Source organism: Mesorhizobium sp. M2C.T.Ca.TU.002.02.1.1, assembly GCF_003997225.1.
The window spans coordinates 1-10,158 of record NZ_RZTO01000144.1 but is presented as its reverse complement, the minus strand read 5'-3'; the positions used below and the strand labels follow the sequence as shown (position 1 = coordinate 10,158).

The following is a 10,158-nucleotide window of genomic DNA, read 5'->3' as shown; positions in this document are numbered from 1 at the left end:
GGTCTGGACGATGAAGGGCAAGCCGCTCGTCGATGGCGACCGCGTCTCCTTCGAATGGGAGTTCTCCGGCACCAACACCGGCGCCTGGGGCGACGGCACGGCGGCGACCGGCAAGAAGTTCTCCTTCACCGGTGCCTCGATGTTTTCCATCAAGGACGGCAAGATCGCGACCCAGAGCGACTATTACGACGCGCTCGGCTTCTACAAGCAGCTTGGCTTGATGTAGGAGCGTGTCTTTCCTTCTCCCCGTTTCACGGGGAGAAGGTGGCCCGAAGGGCCGGATGGGGGGCAGCACAAACTTTTGCTACGCTGGCGCCGGCCCCTCATCTGCCTGCCGGCACCTTCTCCCCGCAAGCGGGGCGAAGAAAGCAGGCCACTACTCGACGATCCGGAAGATCTGCCAGAGGCTGGTGCCCGACACCACATAAGGCTCCAGCTCCTTGCCCCATTTGGCGTGCGCTTCGATCTTGGCGATCTTGGCGAAGAACTCTTCCAGTTGGGCGAGGCTCTTGACCTGGTGGTGGGATTCGATCGTCGCTTCCCGCGCACCGATAGAGCCGGTCATGATCTGGAATCCCAGGTCGGCGATGCCGACTTGCGAACCGATCTCGCGTTCCCATTTTCGCATCAGCTCGAGTGCCGTCTGCTTGTGCCCGAACTTCGCGTCTATCTGCCATCTGGCGCTGAACATCTTCCTTCTCCTCCAAATTTGCGGCCGAGGCCGCTGTTGATCTGTCCGCTACTCGTCCCAGGCCTGCACGACGGTCTGCCGCGCGATGCGGCCACCCTTCAGCTCAAGCATCGCCGCGCAGAACACCTTCGTGCCGTCCGGGTAGGCGCAGGCCTGGGTGAAGGCGAGGCTGTCGCCCTCGGCGATCGTGGTGTCGACCTTGTGGGTCATCGCTCGGCTGCAGATGTCGTCCCAGAAGGTGCTGATCGCCGCGCGGCCGCGGATCTCGCGCGGCTTGCTCGGCGGATTGTTGCGGTCGATCACCCGCACCAGCGCATCGTCGGTGTAGAAGCTCGACAAGAGCTTGCCGTCCCGGCCTTCGATCGCCTTCTTGATCGCCGCGCCGTCTACGTTTCCTGTCTTGGTCAGCATGTCATCCTCCATATGCCCGTCTTCGATCGGGCTGTTGACGAGGGAATCGCCGCCCGGCGTTCATCGCCGGGCAGGGATTTCGTTCACTGCGACTTGGCTTTCACAGCCGCGAACACGTCGTCCGTCTGTTTCTTGAAGGTCGCCAGGTCGACCTGGCTGCCGTTGAGCATCGTCGACCAGTGGCGCACGATCGCCGCCATCGCCACGGCCTCCTTGATCTCCTCGTCGCTTGCGCCGTTGAGCTTGGCAGCCTCGGTGTGGAAATAGATGCAGTACTGGCAGGGGATCTGCGCGGCGACCGCAAGCCCCAGCAGTTCCTTGGTCTTGCCGTCGAGCGCGGTCTTGGGGTTGAGCTGGACGCCCTTGATCTCGGCCCAGGCGCCGGCAACGGCGACGTCGGGAAGCGTCTTGAACATGTCGGGCACCGAGCCGAGCGTGGCCTGGATGTCCTTGTAGGCGGCAGTGGCCGACGCGTCTTCGGCGTGCGCCGGGGTGACGGCCAGCAGTGCGCCCGCGGCAAATACCAGCAATCCGATCTTGCGACTGAGTTTCAGCATTTCATCCTCCATTCGCAGTGCCGTCACGGCGACATCGCCCGGCCTGCATGGAAAGAATTCGTACTGCTTGCGGCGCTCCGGGCGCTTCCCCCGAAAGCGCCATGGCTCTCATGGCCCGTCCGGGCCAGCATGCCTCGCCGAAAAAGCCGCCGCCGCCGCCCGCGACGGCAGGTCGAGCTTGAGCAGGATGTTGGCGACGTGCCGCTTGACCGTATGCTCGCTGAGGCTGAGCGCCGCGGCGATCGCGGCATTGCTCTTGCCGTCGGCGATCAGGTTCACCACCTCGCTTTCCCGCGCCGTCAGCGCCATCGGCTCGGCCGGCCTTCCCTTGGGCCGGCAGGCTGGCTCCAGATGCTGCTCCGATGTCGCCAGAACCACCGGCACAGGCTCATCCAGCTCATCGAGGCTGACGCGGCCGGCATCGACGAAATGCAGGCCGGAGCCCACCGCGAGATCGGCGACCAGCCGCGAGGCCAGGATGTCGCCGCGCCGCGCATGGGCGGCGAGCTGCATGGTCACCCGCGCGGTCAGCCCGACCGGCTGGCCGCGCATTTCGATCTCGCCGACATGCGCGCCTTGCGCGCTCGCCACGCCGATCTGCTGCGCCGCCTCGCGCAGCGCTGCGGCGCAGCGTATGGCGCGCGCCGGTCCGTCGAAGCGCGACACCATCAATTCGCCATGCGTGCCGGCCGCGCGTCCGCCGTGGCGCCCGACCAAAAGCCGCCAGGTTTCCTGGAAGCGCTGGCTGCGCTCGCTCCACATGCGGTCGCCGAGCTTGGCCGTGTCATAGATCCGCGTCACCAGCAGCGCCGCCAGCACGCGCTCGGTGTCGGCTACCGCAGGTTCCCCGGTGAGACATTCCTCGATCAGGTCGGCCACGCGATCGACATCGCCGGTCCAGATCGGATGATCGCGCCCCGCTATCTCGACCAGCCGGGCATGCGGGATCTTCTTTGCAAGGAAGCGGCTGGCGTCGGGGTCGACCCGCGCGTCGTTGCGGCGATGGATGAGCAGCGTCGGCGCGCTGATCATCGCCAGGATATCGCGCACGTCGATATCGGCGTTCATGCGGGCAAGCGCTGCCGCGGCCGTCGGGCTGGCCGACAATCGCTCGAACCGGGCCCACCATTGGGCGAAATGAGCGTCGTCGACCCGGCCCGGCGCGAAATTGGGCAAGGTCGCGCCAGTGCCCCACGATGTCTCCGCCATCTCGATGAAGGCTTCCAGACGCTCCGGCGGCATCACCCATCTGTGGAAATGCGCATAGCCGCCATAAAGCACCAGCGCCCGCGTCCGCTCTGGATAGGTGGCGGCGAACAGCATGGCCATCGGCGCGCCTTCCGAGGCGCCGAGGATCGCCGCCCGGCCGCTGCCGGCGGCGTCCATCACCGCGCGCACGTCGTCCATGCGGGTCTCCAGACTGGGCAGGCGGCGGCTGTCGACGCGGTCGGAAAGCCCGGTGCCGCGCTTGTCGAACAGGATCAGCCGCGAGAAGGCGGAAAGCCGTTTCAACAGGCGGCTGTAGCCTTCGTCTTCCCAATGCAGGTCGAGATTGGAGATGAAGCCCGGCACGAAGACCAGGTCGAACGCACCCTGGCCGACCACCTGATAGGCGATCCGCACCTCTCCGCTGCGCGCGTATCTGGTCTCGATCGGCCTCACGCAAACTACCCCGCCCGGCCAGACGATTTCCTGTCGCCGACCATAGCAGAAATGGTCCGTCTAAGGCAGAAGAACTTTAGAAAGCGGGAATATAAGACGTTCGGCGGCCGGGAGTTTGTCCGGCCTATTTCCGGGGCGTGGCGCCTGCGGCCTCGGCAGGTCTGACGTAACCCAGGTCCGCATCGGCCTGCTGCGGCGTCTGCGGCCGCTTGATCTTCGGCGAGGCGGCAAGCACCAGCTCGTCGAAATCCTCCGCGTCGCCGTCGAGCAGCTCGAAGAACTGACGCCGCATCCTGGGCTCCCAGAACTTGTTGATGTGCTCGGCAACGCCGGCGATGCCTTCCTCGCGCGGCTTCGAGTGGAAGAAGGTGGCGATCTGGTTGGCCATGCGCACCAGCTTTTCCTTGGTGCTGGCGATGTGGTCTTCGTCATGCGACATGCTTGGCAACTCCGGAAACCACCCGTTCGGGGTGGGTGAAAATATCGAAATCGTCCCCGCGCACCAGCGCCACCAGCGTCATGCCGGCGGCCTCTGCCGTGCGGATGGCGAGCGCGGTCGGCGCCGAGACCGCCATGATGATCGAAGCACCAATGGCCGCTGTCTTCTGCACCATCTCGACCGAGACGCGCGAGGTCACCACGACGGCGCCGCTGGCGCCATCGATGCCGGCCTTGGCCAGCGCGCCGGCAAGCTTGTCGAGCGCGTTGTGGCGGCCGACATCCTCACGCGCCATCACGATGCCTTTGCCTGGAACGTAGAAGCCGGCGGCGTGCACCGCGCCGGTTTCCGTGTGCAGCGGCTGAACCTTCGACAGCAGCCGGACGGCGCTGGTGATGTCGTCTGCCTGAAGCGTAAGTCGCGACGCACCGACGGCGTCGACCGAGCGCATCGCCTCCTCGATGGATTCGATGCCGCACAACCCGCAGCCGACCGGCCCGGCGAGCCTGCGCCGCCGCGCCTGGAAGCGCGTGTTGGCCTTGTCCTTCAGCCTGATCTGGATATCGATGCCGGCGCCGAGATCCTCGACCTCGATCGCCTCGATCTCCGCCGGGTCGGCGATGATGCCTTCGGTCAGCGAGAAGCCGAGCGCGAAATCCTCGAAATCCGCCGGGCTTGCCATCATCACCGCATGGGTGGTGCCGGCAAAGGAGAACGCCACCGGCGTCTCTTCCGGCACCATGCGGCTCGCGGCAACGGTGCCGCCGGCGCGATGCGCCAGCCGCGATATCTGCGTCGTTGCTTTGCGGCGCGCGGCCAAGACTACTCCGCTGCCGCCAGCGGAGCGATACGGCGGCTCTGCTTGGCCTGTTCGTTATAGTCCTTCTGCCAGTCGGTCGGGCCGTTGGACGGCGCCACCTGCACGGCGGTGACCTTGTATTCTGGACAGTTGGTCGCCCAGTCCGAGAAGTCGGTCGTGATTACGTTGGCCTGCGTGTCCGGATGGTGGAACGTCGTGTAGACGACGCCGGGTGAGACGCGGTCGGTGATCAGCGCGCGCAGCGTCGTTTCACCGGAGCGGCTCGCCAGCCGCACCCAATCGCCGTCGCGGACGCCGCGGACTTCGGCGTCATGCGGATGGATTTCCAGCCGGTCCTCGGCATGCCAGGCGATGTTTCCGGTGCGCCTTGTCTGCGCGCCGACATTGTACTGGGACAGGATACGTCCGGTGGTGAGCAGCAGCGGATAGCGCGGGCCGGTCCGCTCGTCCGTCGCCACATATTCGGTGCGGATGAACTTGCCCTTGCCGCGCACGAAGCCGTCGACATGCATGATCGGCGTGCCGAGCGGCGCCTTCTCGTTGCAGGGCCACTGCACCGAGCCGACGCGATCGAGCAGCTCGAACGAGACGCCGGCAAAGCTCGGCGTCGTCTTGGCGATCTCGTCCATGATCTGCGACGGATGCGTGTAGTTCCAGTCGAGCCCGATGGCCCGGGCAAGCTCTTGCGTCGCTTCCCAGTCGGCGTAGCGCGCCTTCGGCTCCAGCACCTTGCGCACCATGTTGATGCGGCGCTCGGCATTGGTGAAGGTGCCGTCTTTCTCGAGGAAGGTCGAGCCCGGCAGGAAGACATGCGCGTAGTTCGCCGTCTCGTTGAGGAAGAGGTCGTGCACGACCACGCATTCCATCGCGGCGAGGCCGCCGGCGACATGCTTGGTGTCCGGATCGGACTGCAGGATGTCCTCGCCCTGGATGTAGATGCCCTTGAACGAGCCGTCGACGGCGGCGTCCAGCATGTTGGGAATGCGCAGGCCGGGCTCCTCGTCCAGCTTCACGCCCCACAGGCTCTCATAGATGTCGCGCACCGCGTCGCCCGAGATGTGGCGGTAGCCCGGCAGCTCATGCGGGAACGAGCCCATGTCGCAGGAGCCCTGCACATTGTTCTGGCCGCGCAGCGGGTTCACGCCGACGCCGGGACGGCCGATATTGCCGGTGGCCATGGCAAGGTTGGCGATCGCGATCACCGTGGTCGAGCCCTGGCTGTGTTCGGTGACGCCGAGGCCGTAATAGATAGCGCCATTGCCGCCCTTGGCGTAGAGCCGAGCGGCGCCCCGGATGGCTTCCGGGTCGACGCCGGAAAGCTTGCCGACTGTCTCCGGGCTGTTTTCCGGCAGGGCGACGAAGGACGCCCAATCCTGGAATTCGGCCCAGTCGCAGCGCTCACGGATGAACGCTTCATTGTAGAGCCCCTCGGTGACGATGACATGCGCCAGCGCCGTCAGCACCGCCACATTGGTGCCGGGCTTCAGGGGAAGGTGGTAGTCCGCCTCGACATGCGCCGACTTGACCATCTCGGTGCGGCGCGGATCGATCACGATCAGCTTGGCGCCCTGGCGCAGCCGCTTCTTCAGCCGCGAGGCGAACACCGGGTGGGCGGAAGCCGGATTGGCGCCGATGATGACGGCGACGTCGGTGAATTCGACGGAGTCGAAATCCTGCGTGCCGGCCGAAGTACCGTAGGTCTGGCCGAGCCCGTAACCGGTCGGCGAGTGGCAGACGCGGGCGCAGGTGTCGACATTGTTGTTGCGGAAGCCCTGCCGCACCAGCTTCTGGACGAGATAGGTCTCCTCGTTCGTGCAGCGCGAGGAGGTGATGCCGCCGATCGCGGTGCGTCCGTATTGATACTGGATGCGGCGGAATTCCTTCGCCGTGTGGGCGATCGCCTCTTCCCACGACACTTCGCGCCACGGATCGGTGATCTTCTCGCGGATCATCGGCGACAGGATGCGGTCCTTGTGGGTGGCGTAGCCATAGGCGAAACGGCCCTTGACGCAGGAATGGCCGTGGTTTGCCTGGCCGTCCTTGTAGGGCATCATGCGGATGACCTCGTCGTCCTTCACCTCGGCCTTGAACGAGCAGCCGACGCCGCAATAGGCGCAGGTGGTGACGGCCGAACGTTCCGGCATGCCCTTTTCGAGCACCGTCTTCTCGCGCAGCGCGTCGGTCGGGCAGGCCTGCACGCAGGCGCCGCAGGAGACGCATTCGGAAGCGATGAAGTCCTCATGCATGCCGGCGACCATGCGCGACTCGAAGCCGCGGCCCTCGATGGTCAGCGCGAAGGTGCCCTGCACCTCCTCGCAGGCGCGCACGCAGCGCGAGCAGACGATGCACTGCGCCGGGTCGTAGGTGAAATAGGGGTTGGATTCGTCGCGGGCGATATAGTCGACGGCCAATGAGCCGTGGCCGGGCGCGACGCCATTCTCCTGCTTGACGTGGTTGCGGCCCTCGACGCCGTAGCGGTTCTCGGTAAGACCGACCGACTTCGCCACCGCGTCGAACTCGCTGGCGCCGGTGCCGGCCTTCTCGTTCCAGCCGGTCGGATGGTCGGAGACATAGAGCTCCATGACGCCGCGGCGGATGGCGTCGAGCCGGTCGGACTGCGTGCGCACCACGATGCCTTCGGCAACGGGCGTCGTGCAGGAAGCCGGCGTGCCGGCGCGCCCTTCGATCTCGACCAGGCAGACGCGGCAGGAGCCGAAGGAGTCCAGCATGTCGGTGGCGCAGAGCTTCGGGATCTCGACGCCGCCCTCCATCGCCGCGCGCATGATCGAGGTGCCTTCCGGCACGGTGATGCTTTGCCCGTCGACGGTCAGGGTCACCTGCTTCGTCGCTTTCGACTCCGGTGTTCCGTAGTCGATCTCTTCGATGAGTGTCGGGAAGTCGGCCTTGATGTTCATCTGCCAGCTCCTATTCAGCCGCCACGCGCGCTGGCGCGGGCTTGAAATCCTCGGGGAAGTGCGTGATCGAACTCATCACCGGATAGGGCGTGAAGCCGCCCAGCGCGCAGAGCGATCCGAACTTCATCGTGTTGCAGAGGTCGGTGACCAGGGCGAGGTTCTTCTCCGCCTCGATGCCCGCGGCGACCTTGTCCAGGACCTCCACGCCGCGCGTCGAGCCGATCCGGCAGGGCGTGCACTTGCCGCAGCTTTCGATGGCGCAGAACTCCATGGCGAAGCGCGCCTGCTTCAGCATGTCGGCCGTGTCGTCGAACACGGTGATGCCGGCATGGCCGATCAGTCCGTCGCGCTTGGCGAATTCCTCGTAGTCGAAGGGCGTGTCGAACAAAGCGCGCGGGAAATAGGCGCCGAGCGGCCCGCCGACCTGCACCGCCTTCACCGGACGGCCCGAAGCCGTGCCGCCGCCGATGTCGTCGACGATCTCGCCGAGCGTCAGGCCGAAGGCCGTCTCGAACAGGCCGCCATTTTTGACATTGCCCGCGATCTGGATCGGGATCGTGCCGCGCGAGCGGCCCATGCCGAAATCCTTGTAGTAGGCGGCGCCCTTGTCCATGATGATCGGCACGGATGCCAATGAGATCACATTGTTGATCACCGTCGGCTTGCCGAACAGGCCCTGGATCGCAGGCAGCGGCGGCTTGGCGCGCACCACGCCGCGCTTGCCCTCGAGGCTGTTCAAGAGCGAGGTTTCCTCGCCGCAGACATAGGCGCCCGCGCCGACGCGGATTTCCATGTCGAAGGCGTTGGGCGAACCCAGCACATTGACGCCGAGCACGCCCGCCTGGCGCGCGATCGCGACGGCCTTGTTCATCGTCGCTACCGCATGCGGATATTCCGAGCGGATATAGACGAAACCCTTGGTCGCACCGGTGGCGATGCCGGCGATCGCCATGCCTTCGATCAGCACGAAGGGATCGCCTTCCATGATCATGCGGTCGGCGAAAGTGGCGCTGTCGCCCTCGTCGGCGTTGCAGACGATGTATTTCTGCGCGCCCGCCGTATCCAGCACCGTCTTCCACTTGATGCCGGTCGGGAAGCCGGCGCCGCCGCGGCCGCGCAGGCCCGACTCGGTCACCTGCTTGACGACGTCGGCCGGCGCCATGGCGACGGCGTTCTGCAGGCCGCGCAAACCGCCCAGCGACTTGTAGGCGTCGAGCGATAGCGGGTCGTTGATGCCGCAGCGTGCGAAGGTCAGGCGCGTCTGCTTGGCGAAGAAGGGGATCTTGTCGGGCGCGCCCAGCCAGCGCTTGTGGTGGCCGCCCTTGAGGAAGCCGCTGTCGAACAGGCTTTTGACGTCGGACGGCTTGACCGGGCCATAGGCGACGCGGCCCGTCTCGGTGGCCACCTCGACCATCGGCTCCAGGAAATAGGCGCCGCGCGAGCCGTTGCGCACGATCTTGGCCTCGACGCCGCGTTCCTTGAGCTCGGCTTCGATCGCCCTGGCGACCTTATCGGCGCCGAGCGCGATGGCGCCGGAATCGCAGGGGATATAGATGCGCGGGATCATGAACGCACCTCCGCGACGATCTCTTCGATCTTCTCGTCATCGAGCCGGCCGATGACTTCGCCGTCGAGCATCGCCGACGGCGAGCAGGCGCAAAGCCCGAGGCAATAGACCGGCTCCAGTGTAACCGATCCGTCGCGCGTGGTCTCGTGGAAATCGATGCCGAGCAACTGCTTGACCTTGGCCGCGACGGCGTCCGAGCCCATCGACTGGCAGGCTTCCGCCTGGCAGAGCTTCAGCACGTGCCGTCCGGCAGGCTTGGCGCGGAAATCGTGATAGAAGCTGACCACGCCGTGCACCTCGGCCCGGGAAAGGTTTAGCCCATCGGCGATCACCGGCAGGGCGTCCTTCGGAACGTGCCCGAACTCTTCCTGTATGCCGTGCAGGATCGGCAGCAACGGGCCCTCGAGGCCCTTCATCTCGTCAATGATCGCCGCCGTGCGCGACGCAATCTCGGTACTTGCGGCCTGCGTGGTCAAGCAGCGCCCTCCCTGGTCGTGGCGGCCAATGTATGTCACCCCAGCATATAGAGCGATTTCGGGGCAACGACATGCATAGGGCGCAATATCGCTAAGTCCTTACGAAATCAGAGGAAACCCCTGAGATCAATAAAGCGCTTCCGTCGTTTGATAGAAATTTTCTATCAAAATCCGGCGGCTCGCATTGTCTAGCCTAGCGATGGGCGCGGAAATCGTCCGCCAGCGCCATCGCCTCGTCCAGAAGCGCCTGCACCAGCGGCGTGTGCGGCTCGCGCGGCGCCGCCACCAGCCCGACCGTGTGGCTGGCATCCGGCTCGACGATGGGGATCGCCCGGATGGGCTCGGAAAAGCCGAATGTTTCCGCAAGGTTGAGCGGCATGATCGACGACCACTTGCCTGTCCTTATATGCGAGAAGAGCACGATCATCGAATTGGATTCCAGCGTCGGCCGCACCTGCACGCCGGCTTCGGCCAGATGCTGGTCGATGATGCGGCGGTTCTGCATGTCCGGCGTCAGCAGGCAGAGCGGCAGATGGCTGATCTCGGCCCACGTCACTTTGTCGCGGTCAAAATAGGGGTTCCCGACCGCGGTGATCAGCTGATAGCGCTCGTCATAGAGC

At 65.6% G+C, this 10,158-nt stretch carries 11 protein-coding genes; 1 reads left to right on the top strand and 10 read right to left on the bottom strand.

Features of this window, described 5'->3' with window-relative positions; genetic code table 11:
• Positions 1–226 (top strand): ester cyclase (locus tag EOD07_RS10530; protein ID WP_164772161.1); only part of this gene is annotated, 226 nt, incomplete at its 5' end.
• A gap of 150 nt (positions 227–376) precedes the next feature.
• Here EOD07_RS10530 and EOD07_RS10525 read toward each other — a convergent pair.
• The 10 genes from EOD07_RS10525 to EOD07_RS10480 form a co-directional block, all read right to left on the bottom strand.
• A complete protein-coding gene (locus EOD07_RS10525) occupies positions 377–691 on the bottom strand; it encodes a hypothetical protein (protein ID WP_041001433.1) in 315 nt (104 codons plus the stop codon).
• A gap of 48 nt (positions 692–739) precedes the next feature.
• Positions 740–1,102 (bottom strand): nuclear transport factor 2 family protein, encoded by a 363-nt coding sequence (locus tag EOD07_RS10520; protein WP_040986271.1) that lies wholly within the window; start codon positions 1,100–1,102, stop codon positions 740–742.
• Between the two features lie 83 nt (positions 1,103–1,185).
• Positions 1,186–1,659, bottom strand: coding sequence for a carboxymuconolactone decarboxylase family protein (locus tag EOD07_RS10515; protein ID WP_127235393.1), 474 nt, complete (start codon positions 1,657–1,659; stop codon positions 1,186–1,188).
• Between the two features lie 108 nt (positions 1,660–1,767).
• On the bottom strand, positions 1,768–3,321 hold the full coding sequence (locus tag EOD07_RS10510) for an alpha/beta fold hydrolase (RefSeq protein ID WP_127235392.1): 1,554 nt from the start codon (positions 3,319–3,321) through the stop codon (positions 1,768–1,770).
• A gap of 124 nt (positions 3,322–3,445) precedes the next feature.
• Positions 3,446–3,760, bottom strand: coding sequence for a formate dehydrogenase subunit delta (locus tag EOD07_RS10505; RefSeq protein ID WP_040986080.1), 315 nt, complete (start codon positions 3,758–3,760; stop codon positions 3,446–3,448).
• Entirely contained in the window at positions 3,750–4,580 is an 831-nt protein-coding gene (fdhD, locus tag EOD07_RS10500) for a formate dehydrogenase accessory sulfurtransferase FdhD (RefSeq protein ID WP_127235391.1), read from the bottom strand. Before fdhD ends, EOD07_RS10505 begins: the two co-directional genes overlap by 11 nt.
• Before the next feature lie 2 nt (positions 4,581–4,582).
• Complete coding sequence (gene fdhF / locus EOD07_RS10495; RefSeq protein WP_127235390.1) at positions 4,583–7,495, bottom strand: formate dehydrogenase subunit alpha; 2,913 nt, start codon at positions 7,493–7,495, stop codon at positions 4,583–4,585.
• Positions 7,496–7,505: 10 nt separating this feature from the next.
• The gene (locus EOD07_RS10490) at positions 7,506–9,062 is read right to left on the bottom strand and encodes an NADH-quinone oxidoreductase subunit NuoF (RefSeq protein ID WP_127235389.1); all 1,557 of its coding nucleotides are present in this window, start codon (positions 9,060–9,062) and stop codon (positions 7,506–7,508) included.
• On the bottom strand, positions 9,059–9,538 hold the full coding sequence (locus EOD07_RS10485) for a formate dehydrogenase subunit gamma (protein WP_127235388.1): 480 nt from the start codon (positions 9,536–9,538) through the stop codon (positions 9,059–9,061). The genes EOD07_RS10490 and EOD07_RS10485 overlap by 4 nt, the downstream gene beginning before the upstream one ends.
• 193 nt (positions 9,539–9,731) lie before the next feature.
• Positions 9,732–10,158: LysR family transcriptional regulator substrate-binding protein (locus tag EOD07_RS10480; protein WP_164772160.1), on the bottom strand; the 427-nt coding region annotated here is incomplete at its 5' end.

Coding starts and splice junctions, on each gene's coding strand:
- EOD07_RS10525 (WP_041001433.1), bottom strand. CDS start 691: ATGTTCAGCGCCAGATGGCAGATAGACGCGAAGTTCGGGCACAAGCAG.
- EOD07_RS10520 (WP_040986271.1), bottom strand. CDS start 1,102: ATGCTGACCAAGACAGGAAACGTAGACGGCGCGGCGATCAAGAAGGCG.
- EOD07_RS10515 (WP_127235393.1), bottom strand. CDS start 1,659: ATGCTGAAACTCAGTCGCAAGATCGGATTGCTGGTATTTGCCGCGGGC.
- EOD07_RS10505 (WP_040986080.1), bottom strand. CDS start 3,760: ATGTCGCATGACGAAGACCACATCGCCAGCACCAAGGAAAAGCTGGTG.
- fdhF (WP_127235390.1), bottom strand. CDS start 7,495: ATGAACATCAAGGCCGACTTCCCGACACTCATCGAAGAGATCGACTAC.
- EOD07_RS10490 (WP_127235389.1), bottom strand. CDS start 9,062: ATGATCCCGCGCATCTATATCCCCTGCGATTCCGGCGCCATCGCGCTC.